Here is an 18,677-nt window from a genome sequence, read left to right on the forward strand (position 1 = left end):
CTTTTTTTATTTTCTTTTAAATTCTTTTTTTATTTAGAAAGACAAGCTTTCCTGACGACTCTTAGTACTATATCAAAATATTTTAAAGTTGTCAAGGATATTTTTGAAAAAGGGGAATTAACCCCAAATTTATTCTGCATAAATCTTATTTAATTCTTTTCTAAACTTCTGTATTATTTTCTTTTCTAGTCTTGATATAGTCATTTGACTCATACCAATTTCTTCTGCTATTGCTATTTGAGTTTTCCTATTAAAATATCTATCTTTTATTATTTTCTTTTCTATATCATTTAATTTTTCAATAGTATCTAGTAGAAAATCTCTATTTTCTATTTTAAGCAAATGATGATCTTCTTCTCCTATTAATGCTGCTAAATTTACATCTTTATCTTCTCCATCTGAATCAAGAGAAGCATCTAATGAATGAGGGGTATAAACTTTACTTGCCTCCATAGCTTCTAATACTTCTTCTTCTGTAGAGTTTAAATACTCAGCTATATCACCAACAGTAGGAGTTTTTTGTAATTGTTGACTTAATAATAATTTTGCATTATTTATTTTCTTTGAAAGTTCTTGTATCCTTCTTGGAACCCTTATAGACCAACCTTTATCTCTAAAATATTTTTTTATTTCACCTATTATTGTGGGAGTTGCAAAACTAGAAAATTCATATCCTTTTTCTAAATCATACCTGTCTATAGCATAAATTAAACCTAAAGATGCTACTTGATAAATATCATCAAAATCTATACCTCTATTAGCATATTTTTTTGATAATATTTCTGCTATATAAAGGTGTCTATTTATAAGCTCATCTCTGATTTCCTTATCATTAGTTTCAGCATATATTTTAAATAATTTCTTAACATCTACTTTTTCATCATCTGCATTATATGATTTTGTGGCAGAATTTTTATTTACCATATTAATCTACCCCTAACATTTTCATCATACGAATAATTGTACCCTTACCTTCTGTGGTTTTTATTTTAACATCATCCATTAGTGTTCTTATTATAAATAAACCTAATCCACCTTCTGATAATTCTTCTATATTAGGTTCTTTTATACAAACGTTAGCCTTTTCTTTCCCTGTATCTTTTATTTGTATTTCTATTTTATCATTGTGAGCAAAAAATTCTATATCATATGTGTCATTTATATTTTTACATCCATGTCTTATTGCATTTGCACAAGCTTCACCTATAGCTACTTTAATATCATCAATTTCATCAATATTAAAACCTATACGATTTGCAATTGAAGAAGCTGTAAGTCTTATAAGACTTACATATTCAGCTTTATTAGGCATACTTAATTTTATATGATCTACATTTTCTTTTCCATTATCTATTGTATCTAACTTTAAATCTTCCACTTTTACACCCCCTTAACTACAAAAACTTTGTTTAGTCCTGTAATTTCAAATAATTTAACTATGTTAGGGCGTAAGTTTATTATCATTATATTTTTTTCAGTTTTTTTCAATTTTTTCAATCCACTTATTAGCACACCAAGTCCTGTAGAGTCTATATATTCTAACTTTTCTCCATCTATTATTATATCACTTTCTTTAGATTCTATAACATTTAATAATATTTCTTTAAATTTAGGAGCTGTATATATATCAATTTCCCCTTGTGGTTTTAATACCCATGATTCTTTCTCTTCATTATACGATTTATCTACATTCAACGCCATTATAAATCCTCCTCCAAAATTTTTTATCCTTAGTCCCATTATAAAAAGGATAAAGCAAAATTTCAACTTGCCTTATCCTTTATACCCTATAATTTTCAAAATAAACTTTATTTCTCTTCTATTTCTTCATTCATTACTTTTGCTATGGATACAACTCTATCATCTTTATCAACTTTCATGATTTTAACACCTTGTGTAGTTCTACCCATTTGAGATATACCAGCTATTTTAAGTCTTATTATTATACCTAAATAACTAATTATCATTATTTCATCTTCTTTGTTTACAACTCTAGCTCCTACTACATCTCCAGTGTGAGGTTTTATATTATAAGTCTTTATTCCTTTCCCACCCCTAGTTTGAGTCCTATACTCACTTAAATCTGTTCTTTTACCAAAACCTTTTTCACTTATTACAAGTAAATCAGTTCCTTCTTCTACAAGATTCATAGATATTACTTTATCTTCTCTATTTAATGAAATAGCTTTAACTCCCATAGCTGCTCTACCCATATTTCTTACATCTTTTTCATTAAATCTTATAGACATACCAAAGATTGTAGTAACTATTATATCACTTTCACCATTAGTCTTCTTAACAGATATAAGCTCATCATCTTCTTTCAGATTTATAGCAATAAGACCACTTTTTCTTATAGATTCAAATTGATTTACATTAGTCTTTTTAACTAAACCATTTTGAGTTGCAAATATAAGATAATTATCTTCCTTAAATTCTTTTATTGGTATTATTGATTTTATTGTTTCACCAGCTTCTAATTGAAGGAGATTAACTACTGCTGTTCCTTTAGCCTGTCTTTTAGCTTCAGGAATTTCAAAGGCTCTAAGTGTATAAACTTTCCCTTTACTTGTAAAGAACAATAAGTTATCATGGGTAGATGTTATTATTATATCTTCTACAAAATCTTCATCCCTTGTAGTAAGCCCTGTAACTCCTCTTCCACCTCTATTTTGTAATTTATATGTGTCTTCTGGTAATCTTTTAATATAACCAAAATGTGTAAGTGTTATCACGATATTTTCTTCATCTATCATATCTGCTATATTAATTTCATCTACAGAATTTTTAATTTCTGTTCTTCTATCATCACCATATTTATCTCTTATTTCTAATATTTCATCTTTTACAATTTTATATATTAGTCTTTCATTTGCAAGTATTTCTTTTAATCTATTTATTTCTTTTATTAAATCATTATATTCTTGTTCTATTTTATCTCTTTCAAGTCCTGTTAATTTTTGAAGTCTCATATCTAATATAGCTTGTGCTTGTATTTCAGTAAGTCCAAATTTAGATATCAATCCTTCTTTTGCTTGAGGTGCATTTTTACTTCCTCTGATTAATTTTATTACTTCATCAATATTATCTAATGCTATTTTTAAACCTTCTAAAATATGAGCTCTTGCTTCTGCTTTATCAAGTTCATATTTAGTTCTTCTAGTTATAACATCTTTTTGATGCTCTAAATAATGATTTAATATTTGCTTTAGTGTAAGTACTTTAGGCTCATCATTTACTAAAGCTATCATTATAAGGCTATAAGTGTCTTGCATTTGAGTATGCTTGTAAAGATTATTTAAAACTACATTTGGATTTGCATCTCTTTTTAATTCTATTACAATTCTCATACCATTTCTATCTGATTCATCTCTTAAATCTGATATGCCTTCTAATTTTTTATCCCTAACTAAATGAGCTATTTTTTCTATTAATCTTGCTTTGTTTACTTGATAAGGTATTTCAGTTACTATTATTCTATTTTTATTGTTTTTCATTGGCTCTATAGTAGTTTTAGCACGTACCTTTACTTTACCTCTACCAGTTCTATATGCTTCTTTTATAGCTTCTTTACCTGTTATAGTAGCACCAGTTGGGAAATCTGGACCTTTAATCTTCGTCATTATATCTTTTAATTCTGCTTCTGGATTATCTATTAGCATAACTACTGCATCTATAACTTCACGTAAGTTATGTGGAGGTATTGATGTTGCCATACCTACTGCTATACCATTAGTTCCATTTACAAGTAGATTAGGGAATCTACTCGGTAATACTATAGGTTCTTCTAATTCTTCATCAAAGTTTGGTCTATAGTCAATTGTATTCTTTCCTATATCTCTTAACATTTCAACGGTAATTTTGCTCATTTTCGCTTCAGTGTAACGCATTGCAGCTGCGCCATCTCCATCCACTGATCCAAAGTTCAGTTATGTTATCCTATAAGTTTTTTATCTTATAGTTCTATAGCTTGAATTTGCTATAGCTCAGCATACCTTTTTACGTAAATATTTAACTACAACGTAGAACGGCCTCTTGGAAGAATTATAGTCTGTTTAACACCAGGATCATCTTCTATGCGTTGCCCCTGACCAGAGTATTATCTCTAGCCTTCGGTTCTGATTCCCATCTCAGGGTTCCAGCTTAATTCCGTTCTAATATACTTAATTCTCCAGTAGTTTTGAATTAAGTCGGCAAAAATTTTGATATTTCTCATGTTTTCTATTTAGATAAATATTTGCATCACTATATAAATAATTTAATAATTTTATTATCTCTTTTTTTGAAGTTATTCTATAACGATATATAGATTTATATTTTTTTATATTGTAATTCTTCACATTACTATTTTCTTCAGCTATTTTCTTAATATATTTTAAAATATTAATTCCCATTCCAAATCCTAATTCAGCACAGTTATTATTCCAAGATAACCATCCATCTCCATCAAATATTCCTCTAATATAATGAGGTACTAAATTACTATTAAGTTCATAATATCTTTCTTTTTTGCTTTTATGATTATCTATATAATGAAACATTAAATCGTTATATATTTTATGAGAATGAATTATTATCCTTGCTGATTCATATTTTTTATTTTTTATTTTTTAATTTTCGTTTTTCAATATTAATAGGATGATTAGAACTAATACTTTTCTTAAATTTATTTAAATGTTTAATATCTTCTATTGATAATCCAATACTTAAAATATTAGTATTTTGATGTAAACTACCATCCGCTAATATAAAACCTAACCAATACGCTTTTTCTTCAGTATCAATAACTTCAAAATAATTATCTTGGCATTTATATTTTACTCTTCTATCTTCATATATATTTAACATTTTAAGTTTATTAGCTAAAGTTTCTCTATGAATACCAAATTTTTTAGCACAAACTGTAATTGATATATTATTTTCATTAAAATAATTCGCAGCTTGTAATATAGTTAATGCTTTTTTTGAGTTTATAGAATACATTATAAATCCTCCCAATGTATCATCCTCAATTAATTCTATATCAAAATATTATGAGAATATCTATTTACCATGTCCATCTACAAGTGGATATCTTGTAGAAAAATCTTGAGCAAGTCTTACCATTGCATCATATACAGCACTATCTCCATGTGGGTGGTATTTACCCAATACGTCTCCCACTATACGTGCTGATTTTTTATGAGGTTTTTCTGGCGTTAAACCAAGACCATTCATTGAATAAATTATTCTTCTATGAACTGGTTTAAGTCCATCTCGAACATCTGGTAACGCACGTGAAACTATAACACTCATAGCATAATCAAGATATGATGTTTTCATTTCATCTTCAATATTTATTGGTACAATATTGTTATTTTCTTCATTCATCTATAATACTCCTCCTTTATAATAACAATTAAACATCTAAATTTTGAACACTTTTTGCATTTTCTTCTATAAATTCTCTTCTTGGTTGAACTTTATCTCCCATAAGAGTAGTAAATATTTCATCTGCTGCCACTGCATCATCTATACTCACTTGTAACAGTATTCTATTTTCAGGATCCATTGTAGTATCCCATAACTGTTCTGGATTCATCTCACCAAGACCTTTATATCTTGAAATTGATGGTTTAATTTTGATATCTTTAAGATCTTGTCTTAGAATTTTATTTAATTCTTTGTCTGAATAAGCATAAAATTCTTGTTTTCCAGCTTTTACTTTATATAAAGGTGGCTGTGCTATATATATAAATCCATTTTCTATTAAAGGCTTCATATATCTATAGAAGAATGTCAGTATTAATGTTCTAATGTGAGCACCATCAACATCTGCATCTGTCATTATAACTATTTTATGATATCTTAATTTTTCTACATCAAACTCTTCTCCAATCCCTGATCCAAATGCTGTTATCATTGCTTTTATTTCAGCAAAATTTAATATTTTATCTAAACGTGCCTTTTCTACATTCATAATTTTACCTTTTAAAGGTAATATGGCTTGAGTCCTTCTATCTCTACCTTGTTTAGCAGAACCTCCCGCTGAATCTCCCTCGACTATAAATATTTCTGAAAGAGATGCATCTCTTTCAGAGCAATCAGCTAATTTTCCTGGTAAAGCTGAACTCTCTAATACATTTTTTCTACGAGTTAAATCTCTTGCTTTTCTTGCAGCTTCACGTGCACGAGATGCTCTAAGTGACTTCTCTATTATTATTTTAGCTTCTTTAGGATTCTCTTCTAAAAAGCTATCAACTGCACTACTAACTATACCATCTACAATACCTCTCATTTCACTATTTCCAAGTTTAGTTTTCGTCTGTCCTTCAAACTGAGGGTCTGCAAGTTTTACTGATAATACTGTAGTTATACCTTCTCTTATATCTTCACCACTTAAATTATTATCTTTATCTTTTAATATTCCATTTCTTCTAGCATAATCATTTACAGTTCTTGTAAGTGCTGATTTAAGACCACTTAAATGTGTTCCGCCTTCTTGAGTATTTATATTATTTGCAAAAGTAAAGATATTTTCATTGTAACTATCAGTATATTGAATAGCTATTTCTACAGTAGATCCTTCTTTTTCACCTTCATAATATATAATCCTATTATGAATAGCATTTCTATTTCTATTTAAATGTTTAACGAATGCTTTTATTCCACCTTCATAGTGAAATACTTTCTTTTTATCTTTTATTTTATCTTCTATAGTTATGGTTATGCCTTTATTTAAAAAAGCCATTTCCATTAATCTGTGTTCAAGTGTCTCATATTTAAAATTTATATCCTCAAATATTTCTTTATCAGGCATAAATGTAACACTTGTACCTGTTCCTTTTGCTTTATCAATTACTTCTAAAGATGATTGAGGTATACCCCTTTTAAACTTTTGATTATATAAGTTACCATTTCTCTTTACATTTACTTCAAGCCATGTTGATAATGCATTAACTACAGATACACCAACTCCATGTAATCCACCTGATACTTTATATGCACCATTATCAAATTTTCCTCCAGCATGAAGAACTGTTAAAACTGTTTCAACTGTTGATTTACCTGTTTTAGGATGAATATCAACAGGTATACCACTACCATTATCACTTACTGTAACTGAACCATCTTTGTTTAAAATAACTTCTATTTTATCGCATACTCCAGCTAATGCTTCATCTATACTATTATCTACTACTTCATATACAAGATGATGCAATCCTTTAGGTCCTGTGCTACCTATATACATTCCAGGTCTTTTTCTAACTGGTTCTAAACCTTCTAATACTTGTATCTGTTCAGCACCATAATTTCTATTTTTTTCATTTAACGCCATAGCTGTTCCCCCGTTCTTTAATTTTATTAATTCTTTTGTAAATTGTAGTTGATTTGATATTTGTACAATACACTATACTTTTACTTGCATATTTAATGTTTTTCGTATCTTTCAATTTTTCTTCTGTTATAATAAAAGTTTTTATCTTTTGATCTACTATATTTACTAGAAATCCTTCTTTTTTACATACTCTAATAAATTCTCTCGTATCTCTTGATATCATTGAATCAACATTAATTATACTAATTATCTCTGAGAAAGGTATTACATAGTCTCCTCCAATATGAACATACATAAAATCATCCTTTCTGTAACGCCTTATTTACTATATAAAATATCTCCATCCTTAATATAATAAGTTTTTTTATCTATTTTGTCCATATGGGGAGTATTTATATCATCATTAGATGTTATTATTGTTTGAATATCTTTAAATCTAGAAACAAGATATCTACGTCTGTTTATATCTAACTCTGAGAATACATCATCTAAAAGTAATATTGGATATTCTTCTGTTTCTTGTTTTATAAGTTCGATTTCAGCTAATTTAAGTGATAATACAGTAGTCCTTTTTTGTCCTTGTGATCCAAACATTCTTACATCTTTATCATTTATTTTAATTTCCAAATCATCTTTATGTGGTCCAATGCTTGTACTTCCTTTTTCTATATCATTATTTTCATTTTCTAATAATATTTTTTCGAAATTTTTTATTATTGTGTTTTTATCCATTTTATTTATATTTAAAGATGAGATATAAGATATATCTAAAACTTCTTCACCTTTAGTTATACTTTTATGAATTTCTTTTGATATAGGTATCAGTCTATTTACAAAAGAGTTTCTAAATATCATTATTTTTGTTCCTAACTCTATTAATTGTTTATTCCATACAAATAATAATTTTCTTTTTTTGTCATCATAAGGTATCACTTTAAGTAAATTATTTCTTTGGGCTAATACTCTGCTATAATCATTTAATATACTTTTATAAATAGGTTTTATCTGTGTTATTTCTATATCTAAAAAATTTCGTCTATGATATGGACCTTCTTTTACAATTTTTAAATCTTCTGGTGAAAATATAACTGCCTGTAAAACACCAAATATATCTGATATTTTATCTTGTTCAATACCATTTATTTTGATTCTTTTAGGTTTATTATTATCTAATTTTATTTCTATTGTTTTTATAGTATCTTCTTTTACTAATTCTACACCTACATATGCTTCATTTTTATTTAAATTTATAAGTTCCTTATCTTTATTTGTTCTAAAAGATTTTCCACTTGAAGCTATATATAAAGATTCTAATAAATTAGTTTTACCTTCACCATTTTCTCCTAAAAATATATTAAGATTAGAATTTAAAAACACTTTTATTCCTTTATAGTTTCTAAAATTTATTAACTTTACACTTTTTATATGCATAACAGCACACCCTTTATTATACCACTTTAAAAAAACAAATACAAACACTCGTTCCTTTTACTTGATTTTTTCTTTTTATATGCTCTTTTATAGCTTAATATTTATTTTATTATTATTTTTTCTTCATTTTCAACTTCTACAATATCATTTTTCCTTATTTTTTTTCCTCTCATTGTATTTTTTTCTCCATTAACTTTTACTTTTCCTTCTTTTATAAGAAATTTACTATGTCCACCTGTTTGTGTAATATCTGCATATTTTAATAATTGATCTAACTTAATATAATCTGTATCAATTTTTACTTCTCTCATTATACTCTCTCCTTTAAAATATAATAGACACCTGAATAGGTGCCTATTTAATGATTTAATTTACTTCTGCAAGTCTTACTGGTAACACCAAATAAGTGTAGTTTTCATCTTCTACTGGTTTTATTATACATGGATTTACATTAGATATAAAGTTCATATTTATTATATCACTATCTATAACTTTTAAACCATCTAAAATATATTTAGAATTAAAAGCTATTGTAATATCTTCACCTTCCAACTCTATATCTAACTCTTCATGTACATTACCAATTTCAGAATTAGATGTTATTGTCATTTTATTGTCTTTTATTTCAAACTTAACTAAATTATTTCTTCCTTCACGTGCTAAAAGTGATGCTCTTTCTATACTTTGTTTTATATTATTAGTTTTTACTGTAACTTTAGATGTATATTCTTCTCTTATTATGTCCTTATAGTTTAAAAATTGCCCTTCTAATAATCTTGAATTAATTATTGTATCACCTAAATCAAATAATATATGATTTGTTGTGAATTTTATATTTACATTATCATCTTCTTCATCTAATATTCTACTTACTTCATTTAATGTTTTAGAAGGTATTACTACTTTTAAATCTTCACAATCAGCTTTAGATTTTTTAAGAGCTAATCTATAGCCATCTAATGCTACTAAAGCTAAATCATTATTTTTTATTTCAAGTAATGCTCCAGTAAGTATAGGTCTTGTTTCTTCTACTGCTGTTGCAAAGACAGTTTGTCTTATCATATTTTTTAGTAAGTCTTTTGGAATATCAAATGAACTTTCATTATCTATATAAGGTAGCTCCGGATATTCTTCAGCAGAATGTCCTTGAATATTAAACTCTGAATTACTACAACTAATATGTATATTATTATCATCGTCGGTAGTAATAATTACTTCATCATTAGGTAACTTTTTTATTATATCTCCAAATATTCTAGATGTTATAACAATTTTACCTTCTTCTATAACTTCACAATCTAATTTTGTTTCTATTCCTAATTCTAAATCAGTTCCAGTTAATTGTAACTTATTTTCATATGCTTCTACTAAAATACCACTTAGTATTGGTAATGTAGTTTTTGATGAAATTCCTTTTTGTACTATGGATATATATTTTGACAATATATTTTGTCCGATTTTAATTTTCATTGTGGATAACCTCCCTTTAATTAAATAATAGAATAAATAAACTTAATTTAGTAGTATTAGTAATAGGGGCTGTGAATTTGTGGATAACTATTTGGAATATATAAAATCATTAATATAGAACTGTTAGTAAAATGTTATTAACATGTATCAACTTATCCACATATACACTTTAAATTTTAATTTTAAAAGATATCAACAATAGCTTCACATAATATTAACATACAATTGTTAATTACCTTTAAGCTCTTTTTCTATTTGCTCAATACTAGATTTAAGTTCTTTATCATTTTTAATACTATTAGATATTTTGTCATAAGCATGTATTACAGTAGTATGATCTCTTCCTCCAAATTCATCTCCTATTTTAGGCAATGATAAATCTGTAAGTTCACGTGATAAATACATTGCTATCTGTCTTGGATGAGATATTGAACGTGCTCTTTTTTTAGAATTAAAATCTTCAATCTTAACATTAAAATGTTTAGCTACTACTTTCTTTATGCGATTTACATCAATCTTTTCATTATTATTACCTGATATGATATCTTTTAATGCTTCATTAGCTAGCTCTATAGTAATATCTTTATTTGTAAGAGAAGAATAAGCGATTATTCTTATTAATGCTCCTTCTAGCTCTCTTATATTAGAACGAATTTTGTTGGCAATAAATAAAAATACTTCATTATCTATTTCTAAATTCTCTAAGTTTGCTTTCTTCTTTAATATTGCTATTCTAGTTTCTAAATCGGGTTGTTGAATATCTGCTATAAGCCCCCATTCAAATCTAGATCTTAATCTATCTTCAAGTGTAGGTATTTCTTTTGGTGGTCTATCACTTGATATTATAATTTGTTTGTTAGCTTCATGAAGTGCATTAAATGTATGGAAAAATTCTTCTTGAGTTCTTTCTTTTCCTGCAATAAATTGAATATCATCTATTAATAATACATCTACATGTCTATATTTATTTCTAAATTCTACATTTTTATCATCTCTTATAGAATTTATAAGCTCATTTGTAAATTTTTCTGATGAAACATAAGCAACATTTGCATTAGGATTTTGATCTAATATATAATGACCTATTGCATTCATTAGATGGGTTTTTCCAAGTCCAACTCCACCATAAATAAATAAAGGATTATAAGCTTTTGCAGGTGCTTCAGCTACTGCAAGGGAAGCAGCATGTGCAAATCTATTACTATTACCTATTACAAATTGATCAAATGTATATTTTGGTCTTAGTTGAGATTTAAGAGGTATTTCAACTTGTTTCTCTTTATTATTGGATTTATTTAAAGGCCTGTCTACATTTTTGTCCAAATCTTCTCCAGGAATAACAAATCTAATATCATAATTACTATTTGATACTTGATTTATAGAATTTTTAATGAGAGTTAAATAGCGACCCTCAAGAATTGATTTCGTAAATTCATTTGGAACAGCTAGTATTATGTCATTATTATCTATTGATACTGGATTAATACTTTTTAACCATGTATTAAAACTAACTTCAGTGAGTTCTGCCTTTATTATTTTGAGAGTTCTAATCCATAAGTCATCTAAGTTATCTGACATTCATTGTCCTCCTATCTTAAAGTAATGTAAAAAAATATAATCTATAATATAAACATAGTTATCCACAAGAATTATTTTATAAATATGAAAAAATCAATAAAAATAATCCACAAAAAAAAGCAAATATCATGTGAATAATATGTGTATAGAGGTAAAAAAATAAAGTTTAATTATATAAAAACATGTTATCAACAAAATAATATACTTTATAATTGTTGACTAAAAAAAGAGAAATAAACAGTATTTAGTAAAATTATTAAATATAAATTCCACAGAAAAATTTAGTTATACACAATTTAATCCACAACCTGTGTATAACTGTTAATATTCTCAATAATTTAATCCACATTTTTATTAATAATATCAAAAAAAATGCAAACAATCAACAAAATAAAAAAGATATCCACAAAAATAACATGATGTGAATAAAAATATTAACAGAGAAAATATTATGAGAAAGCTTGACATACCCCAATGAAATAGCTATAATCAATAAGTAGTGCTTAAATTAAAAAATCTGGAAGTTACCATATAAATATATTATATTTTTTGAGGTAGCAAATCTAAAGGGGGTGTACTTAATGAAGAGAACATACCAACCTAAAAAAAGACAAAGAAGTAGAGAACATGGGTTTAGAAAAAGAATGAAAAATAAATCAGGAAGAAATGTCCTACAAAGACGTAGAAGAAAAGGCAGAAAAAGATTGTCTGCATAAGGCCGCATTAGTGGCCTTTTTATTCAATCTAATATCATTAGAGGAGTTTTAGATGAATAAAATAGAAAGTCTTAAAAACAATAGAGAGTTTAGAAGAGTATATGATAAAGGAAAGTCACTATCTAATAAATATTTAGTAATTTTTTTTATTAGAAATGGATTAGAACATAATAGAGTAGGTTTTTCTGTAACAAAAAAGATAGGAAATGCTGTAATTAGAAATAGAGTAAAAAGACTTATAAAAGAAGCTTTTAGACTAAATAGTGAAGGTATAAATCAGGGATATGATATTATATTGTTAGCTAGAATAAGGTGCAATCAAGCTACTTATGTAGATATAGAAAAATCAATTCTAAATTTATTTAAAAGAAGTAAATTAAATAATTAAACAGAAAGGCTGTTTATAGTGAAGTGTATAATTAAAAAAATTATAATACTTTATCAGAGATACATTTCACCAATGAAAGGAAGAACCTGTAGATTTTATCCAACTTGTTCAGCTTATAGTTTAGAGGCCATTGAAAAATTAGGCGTTTTTAGAGGTAGCATAAAATCAATTTGGAGAATATTGAGGTGTAATCCTTTTAATTCTGGAGGATATGATCCAGTAGAAAAAAATAAAAAATAACTGTACTGTAACTTTTAAGGGGGTTAAATTTAATTATGGATATCTTTGCTCGTCCCTTGGGAAAACTAGTTGATTTTATATATAATTTTGTTGCAGGGGCTAATTTAGATTTTGAATCTTTCTCAGCTTATGCAATATCAATTATAATTGCTACTATAATAGTTAAACTTATTATATTACCTTTAACATTAAAGCAAACAAAATCAATGAAAAACATGCAAAAAATTCAACCTAAGATGCAAGAACTACAAAAGAAATATAAGAATGATAAAGAAACTTTAAATATGAAAACAATGGAATTATATAAAGAATATAAAGTAAATCCTTTTGGAGGATGTCTCCCTTTACTTATACAATTTCCAATAATAATTGGATTTTTTAGAGTTCTTAGAGAGCCAGTAAAATATGTATTTGAATCTCCAGAAGCATATGATGCAATAAACAAGAGTTTTTTATGGATAGATAACTTAAAAGATACTGATCTTTGGATATTACCAATAGTTGCAGCACTAACTACTTATTTCCAAAGTAAAATGATGACAGCACAACAACCTAGTAATGGAGACAATGCAGCTCAATCTAGTCAAAAGATGATGACTACTATAATGCCTATTATGATATTATTTTTTGCAAGATCTGTTCCTGCTGGACTTGCTCTATATTGGGTAATAAGTAATACATTCCAAATAGTGCAACAATTTATTATAAATAGAAATGCAGGAGCACTTAAGGAGGATATAAAATAATATGAAATCAATTATTATTTCTTCAAAAACTGTTCAAGATGCTATAAAAGAAGGAGTTCAAAAGTTAAATGTAGATAGGGACAGAGTAAGTATTGAAATATTAGAAGAACCTAATAAAGGATTTTTAGGATTTATAGGTTCAAAAGATGCTAAAGTTAAAATAACTGTAAAAAATGACCCTAAAGAACAAGCTACAAACTTTTTAAATACACTTTTAGAAAAAATGGAAATTAAGGCTGATATAAGGATGAGCTTAGTTGGGGACATTTTAGAAATAGAAGTTATAGGTGAAAACTCTGAGGATATGGGAGCTATTATTGGTAAAAGAGGAAATACATTAGATTCAATTCAATATATTATAAGTCTTATTGTAAACAAAGATAGAGAAGAATATTTAAAAGTACTTTTAGATACTGAAAATTACAGAAAAAAAAGAGAAGAGACACTTATAAGACTTGCTAAAAAGATGGCTGGAAAAGCAAAAAGAACTAGGAAAAAAATAAGACTTGAATCAATGAATCCTTATGAAAGAAGAATAATTCATTTTGCACTTCAATCAGATCCTTATATAAAAACATTTAGTGAAGGTAAGGAACCAAATAGAAAAGTTGTAATAGATATTAAATAAAATTATGTAAACCCAGTTTAAAAACTGGGTTTATGTTATTTATTTGGGTAAATTAAGGTATAATATATAATAAGTAAAATATAAGAGGTGAATAAAAGTGGATATAGATACTATTGCTGCTATTGCTACTGCACCAGGTGAAGCTGGTATTGGAATAGTTCGCTTAAGTGGTAAAGAAGCAGTTAATATTGCAGATAAAATCTTTAGAGGTAAAAAAGATATATCATTAAAAAATAGAGAAACTAGAAAATTACATTATGGTCATATAATTGATCCCGAAAATGATAAAACAATAGATGAAGTTTTAATTGTGTATATGAAAGCACCATATACCTATACTACAGAAGATGTAGTGGAAATAAATTGTCATGGAGGTATAATATCTGTTAGAAGAATACTTGAAATAGTATTAAACAATGGAGCTAGAATAGCTGAAGAAGGTGAATTTACTAAAAGAGCTTTTATGAATGGACGAATTGATCTTACACAAGCCGAAGCTGTTATGGATTTAATAAGTGCAAAAACAGATTCAAGTTTTGATGTTTCTCTTAATCAACTTGAAGGTGCTCTTTCAAAAGAAGTAAGAGTTTTAAGGGAATCAGTTCTTAAAATGCTTGCTCAAATTGAAGCTACAATTGATTTTCCTGATGAAGATGATGTAGAGGAAATGGCATATGAAAAAATGCAAGAAGAAGGAGAATTTATATTTAAAACTATAGAAGGATTACTTTCTACAGCTTATTCAGGAAAGATAATTAAAGAAGGACTTAAAACTATAATACTTGGTAAACCCAATGTAGGAAAATCTTCTTTAATGAATGCTATATTAAGAGAAAATAGAGCTATAGTTACAGAAATACCAGGAACCACTAGAGATATAATAGAAGAATATGTTAATCTGAATGGAATTCCTCTTAGAATTGTAGATACTGCTGGAATAAGAGAAACAGAAGATATAGTAGAAAAAATAGGTGTAGATAGAGCAAAAGAACTTGTAGATAAAGGTGATTTAGCTATTGTTGTATTTGATGCTTCAGAAGAGATTTCTGATGAAGATAAAAATATAATTGAACTTGTAAAAAATAAAAAGTCTATTATATTATTAAATAAGACTGATTTGGAAATAAAAACATCAATAGAAACTTTAAAAAATTATCTTCCAAATAAAACTATATTAAACACTTCTATGTTAAAAGGAGAAGGTTTAGAAAAGTTAGAGAAAACAATAAAAGATATGTTCTTTAAAGGCGATGTGAAAATAAATGATAGCATTATAATAAATAATGTAAGACATAAAGATTTACTTTTAAAAGCTAAAAAGAATATAGAAGAAGCATTAGAATCAATAGAAATGAATATGCCTATTGATTGTATAGAAGTAGATGTTAAAGAATGTTATGATAACTTAGGTGAAATAAATGGTGATACAGTAGGAGAAGATATTATAGATAGAATATTTAGTGATTTCTGTATCGGAAAATAAGGAGTGAAAAAATGGATAATTCTATTAAATATGATGCAGGTAGTTATGATGTTATAGTTGTTGGAGCAGGACACTCTGGAGTAGAAGCTGCTCTTGCACCAGCGAGAATGGGACTTAAAACATTAATTTTAACAATGAGTTTAGATTCTATTGCACTAATGCCATGTAATCCTTCAATAGGAGGTACAGGTAAAGGTCATTTGGTTAGGGAAATTGATGCATTAGGTGGAGAAATGGGTCTTAATATTGATAGAACATTTATTCAGTCAAAAATGCTCAACACATCTAAAGGGCCAGCAGTTCATTCACTTAGAACTCAGGCTGATAAAGGTAAATATCATATAGAAATGAAAAAAGTTTTAGAAAATCAGGAAAATCTTGATTTAAAACAAGGGGAAGTAATAGATTTAGAAGTTAAAAATGGAAAAGTTCAAGGTGTATTTACTAGAACAGGAGCTTATTATTCAGCTAAAACTGTTATATTATCTACAGGGACTTATTTAAGAGGAAGAATTTATATAGGAGAAGTAAATTATTCTGGAGGTCCCAATGGACTAGCACCATCTATAAACTTAACCAAGCCATTAGAAGATTTAGATATTGAATTTAGAAGATTTAAAACTGGTACTCCAGCTAGAATTCATAGAGATTCAATTAATTTTGAAAAAATGGTTGTTCAACCAGGAGATGATGAAATTGTACCATTTTCTTTTATGAATGATACAATCAAAAAAGGTCAAGAGTTATGCTATTTAACCTATACAAATGTAGATACACATAAAATAATCATGAAGAATTTAGATAAATCTCCAATGTATAGTGGTAAAATGGAAGGTAAAGGACCTAGATATTGCCCTTCTATTGAAGATAAAGTTGTAAGATTTGCTGATAAAAATAAACATCAAATATTTATAGAACCTGAAGGATTAGATACTAAAGAGATGTATGTACAAGGAATGAGCACTACACTTCCTGCAGAAATTCAAGTAGATATGCTTAAGACAGTACCAGGACTTGAGAATGTAAAGATCATGAGAGAAGCTTATGCAATAGAATATGATTGTATTGATCCTACAAAACTTAAAAGAACCTTGGAATATAAAGATATTGAAAATCTATATTTTGCAGGCCAAATAAATGGTTCATCAGGCTATGAAGAAGCAGCAAGTCAAGGTCTTATTGCAGGAATAAATGCTAGTTTAAGAGTAAAAGAAAAAGATGAGCTTATATTAGATAGATCTGAAGCATATATAGGTGTTCTAATAGATGATTTAGTTACTAAAGGAACAGATGAACCATATAGAATGATGACTGCTAGAGCAGAATATAGACTTACATTAAGACAAGATAATGCAGATTTAAGACTTACAGAAAAAAGCTATAATATTGGTCTTGCTACAGAAGAAAGATATAAAAAAATGCTAGAGAAAAAAGAATTAATGATAGAAGAATTAAACAGATTAAAAGAAATTCAAATAACGCCTACAGATGAAACTAATGAATTTTTAGAATCTATAGGAAGTGTGCCTTTAAAATCACCTACGAAATTGTATGATCTGATAAAAAGGCCTGAAATAAAATATGAAAAAACTAAAAAATTAGATGCTGAAAGACCACAATTACCTAGAGATGTACAAATGCAAGTTGAAATCCAAATTAAATATGAGGGATATATAAAAAAACAAATGAAACAAATTGAACAATTTAAAAAATTAGAAAAGAAAAAAATTCCTCAAAATATAAAGTATAATAATATAAAGGGACTTAGACTTGAAGCAAGACAAAAGTTAGAAGATATTAGACCAGACTCTGTAGGTCAAGCATCTAGAATATCAGGAGTTTCACCTGCAGATATTAATGTTTTATTAGTATATTTAGAGCAACAAAGAAGACTTAAAAAAGAGAGTGATAATATTGAGTAATGTAGATACTTTAGTAGAAGGATTACCTAAATTAAATTTAAATATAGAGCCTGAAGGTATAGATAAATTCAGGCTCTATAAAGACTTACTTAAGGAATGGAATGAAAAAATAAATATTACTGCAATAAAAGAAGATAGTGAAATAGATATAAAACATTTTTTAGATAGTTTAACTATATTTAGGACAGATATAATAAAAGATAATGCTAAAATAATTGATATTGGTACAGGTGGAGGATTTCCTGGTATCCCTATAAAAATAAAAAACACTAGTACAGAAGTAGTATTATTAGATAGTTTAAATAAAAGGGTTAAGTTTTTAAATGAAGTAATAAAACAATTAAATCTAAAAAATATAAAAGCAATTCATGGTAGAGCAGAAGATTTTGGTATAGACAAAGAATATAGAGAACAATTTGATATAGCTGTATCACGTGCAGTAGCACCTTTAAATATACTTTTAGAATATTCTCTTCCATTTGTAAAAAAAGATGGATTCTTTATTTCTATGAAAGGTCCACAAATATATGAAGAAATAGAAGAAGCAGATAAGGCATTAAAAATACTTGGAGGACAAGTACAAGAAAAATATGAAGTTGAATTACCATTTAGTGATATCACTCATGTATTGTTAGTTATAAAGAAAATAAAACAAACTCCGACAAAATATCCTAGGAAAGCTGGTAAACCAAAACAAAAGCCATTATAAATAGTAGAATTTTGGTGATTTATAGAAAACGAAAATTTAATTATTCTA

The 18,677-nt window shown here is 27.1% G+C and carries 19 protein-coding genes and 2 pseudogenes; 8 read left to right on the forward strand and 13 right to left on the reverse strand.

Features of this window, described 5'->3' with window-relative positions; translation table 11 throughout:
- Positions 1-129: 129 nt before the first annotated feature.
- The 13 genes and pseudogenes from D3Z33_RS14870 to dnaA form a co-directional block, all read right to left on the reverse strand.
- Entirely contained in the window at positions 130-924 is a 795-nt protein-coding gene (locus D3Z33_RS14870) for a SigB/SigF/SigG family RNA polymerase sigma factor (protein WP_160198569.1), read from the reverse strand.
- 1 nt (position 925) lies between these two features.
- On the reverse strand, positions 926-1,378 hold the full coding sequence (locus tag D3Z33_RS14875; protein WP_347561291.1) for an ATP-binding protein: 453 nt from the start codon (positions 1,376-1,378) through the stop codon (positions 926-928).
- Positions 1,379-1,380: 2 nt separating this feature from the next.
- Complete coding sequence (locus tag D3Z33_RS14880; protein WP_130805455.1) at positions 1,381-1,701, reverse strand: STAS domain-containing protein; 321 nt, start codon at positions 1,699-1,701, stop codon at positions 1,381-1,383.
- Between the two features lie 107 nt (positions 1,702-1,808).
- Positions 1,809-3,926 (reverse strand): annotated as a pseudogene (gyrA, locus tag D3Z33_RS14885) (DNA gyrase subunit A); the annotation flags it as partial.
- A gap of 237 nt (positions 3,927-4,163) precedes the next feature.
- Entirely contained in the window at positions 4,164-4,541 is a 378-nt protein-coding gene (locus D3Z33_RS14890; RefSeq protein WP_160198570.1) for an LAGLIDADG family homing endonuclease, read from the reverse strand.
- Between the two features lie 55 nt (positions 4,542-4,596).
- Positions 4,597-4,983, reverse strand: a complete 387-nt coding sequence (locus tag D3Z33_RS14895) for a hypothetical protein (RefSeq protein WP_160198571.1) — start codon at positions 4,981-4,983, stop codon at positions 4,597-4,599.
- Positions 4,984-5,049: 66 nt separating this feature from the next.
- Positions 5,050-5,370, reverse strand: a pseudogene (locus D3Z33_RS14900) (DNA gyrase subunit A); the annotation flags it as partial.
- 28 nt (positions 5,371-5,398) lie between these two features.
- Positions 5,399-7,318, reverse strand: coding sequence for a DNA topoisomerase (ATP-hydrolyzing) subunit B (gene gyrB / locus D3Z33_RS14905; RefSeq protein ID WP_160198572.1), 1,920 nt, complete (start codon positions 7,316-7,318; stop codon positions 5,399-5,401).
- Entirely contained in the window at positions 7,305-7,613 is a 309-nt protein-coding gene (gene remB, locus D3Z33_RS14910) for an extracellular matrix regulator RemB (protein ID WP_160198573.1), read from the reverse strand. The genes gyrB and remB overlap by 14 nt, the downstream gene beginning before the upstream one ends.
- 23 nt (positions 7,614-7,636) lie before the next feature.
- Complete coding sequence (recF, locus tag D3Z33_RS14915; RefSeq protein ID WP_160198574.1) at positions 7,637-8,749, reverse strand: DNA replication/repair protein RecF; 1,113 nt, start codon at positions 8,747-8,749, stop codon at positions 7,637-7,639.
- Between the two features lie 101 nt (positions 8,750-8,850).
- A complete protein-coding gene (locus tag D3Z33_RS14920; RefSeq protein WP_130805450.1) occupies positions 8,851-9,060 on the reverse strand; it encodes an RNA-binding S4 domain-containing protein in 210 nt (69 codons plus the stop codon).
- Between the two features lie 55 nt (positions 9,061-9,115).
- Complete coding sequence (gene dnaN / locus D3Z33_RS14925) at positions 9,116-10,219, reverse strand: DNA polymerase III subunit beta (RefSeq protein WP_160198575.1); 1,104 nt, start codon at positions 10,217-10,219, stop codon at positions 9,116-9,118.
- 228 nt (positions 10,220-10,447) lie between these two features.
- A complete protein-coding gene (gene dnaA / locus D3Z33_RS14930) occupies positions 10,448-11,797 on the reverse strand; it encodes a chromosomal replication initiator protein DnaA (RefSeq protein ID WP_160198576.1) in 1,350 nt (449 codons plus the stop codon).
- Positions 11,798-12,378: 581 nt separating this feature from the next.
- Between dnaA and rpmH the strand changes: the two genes are divergently transcribed.
- The 8 genes from rpmH (at position 12,379) to rsmG (ending at position 18,629) form a co-directional block, all read left to right on the forward strand.
- Complete coding sequence (gene rpmH, locus D3Z33_RS14935; RefSeq protein WP_130805447.1) at positions 12,379-12,513, forward strand: 50S ribosomal protein L34; 135 nt, start codon at positions 12,379-12,381, stop codon at positions 12,511-12,513.
- A gap of 52 nt (positions 12,514-12,565) precedes the next feature.
- Positions 12,566-12,901 (forward strand): ribonuclease P protein component, encoded by a 336-nt coding sequence (rnpA, locus tag D3Z33_RS14940; RefSeq protein WP_160198577.1) that lies wholly within the window; start codon positions 12,566-12,568, stop codon positions 12,899-12,901.
- 18 nt (positions 12,902-12,919) lie between these two features.
- Positions 12,920-13,141 (forward strand): membrane protein insertion efficiency factor YidD, encoded by a 222-nt coding sequence (yidD, locus tag D3Z33_RS14945; RefSeq protein ID WP_160198578.1) that lies wholly within the window; start codon positions 12,920-12,922, stop codon positions 13,139-13,141.
- 35 nt (positions 13,142-13,176) lie between these two features.
- Positions 13,177-13,887: a YidC/Oxa1 family membrane protein insertase gene (locus tag D3Z33_RS14950; RefSeq protein ID WP_160198579.1), complete on the forward strand. Its 711-nt coding sequence runs from the start codon at positions 13,177-13,179 to the stop codon at positions 13,885-13,887.
- A gap of 1 nt (position 13,888) precedes the next feature.
- Positions 13,889-14,515 (forward strand): RNA-binding cell elongation regulator Jag/EloR, encoded by a 627-nt coding sequence (gene jag / locus D3Z33_RS14955; RefSeq protein WP_160198580.1) that lies wholly within the window; start codon positions 13,889-13,891, stop codon positions 14,513-14,515.
- Positions 14,516-14,612: 97 nt separating this feature from the next.
- Positions 14,613-15,998, forward strand: a complete 1,386-nt coding sequence (gene mnmE, locus D3Z33_RS14960) for a tRNA uridine-5-carboxymethylaminomethyl(34) synthesis GTPase MnmE (protein WP_160198581.1) — start codon at positions 14,613-14,615, stop codon at positions 15,996-15,998.
- Positions 15,999-16,021: 23 nt separating this feature from the next.
- Entirely contained in the window at positions 16,022-17,920 is a 1,899-nt protein-coding gene (gene mnmG / locus D3Z33_RS14965) for a tRNA uridine-5-carboxymethylaminomethyl(34) synthesis enzyme MnmG (RefSeq protein WP_347561294.1), read from the forward strand.
- The gene (gene rsmG / locus D3Z33_RS14970; RefSeq protein ID WP_160198583.1) at positions 17,913-18,629 is read left to right on the forward strand and encodes a 16S rRNA (guanine(527)-N(7))-methyltransferase RsmG; all 717 of its coding nucleotides are present in this window, start codon (positions 17,913-17,915) and stop codon (positions 18,627-18,629) included. Before mnmG ends, rsmG begins: the two co-directional genes overlap by 8 nt.
- Positions 18,630-18,677 lie beyond the last annotated feature (48 nt).

Source organism: Senegalia massiliensis (genome assembly GCF_009911265.1).
GTDB lineage: Bacteria > Bacillota > Clostridia > Tissierellales > SIT17 > Anaeromonas > Anaeromonas massiliensis_A.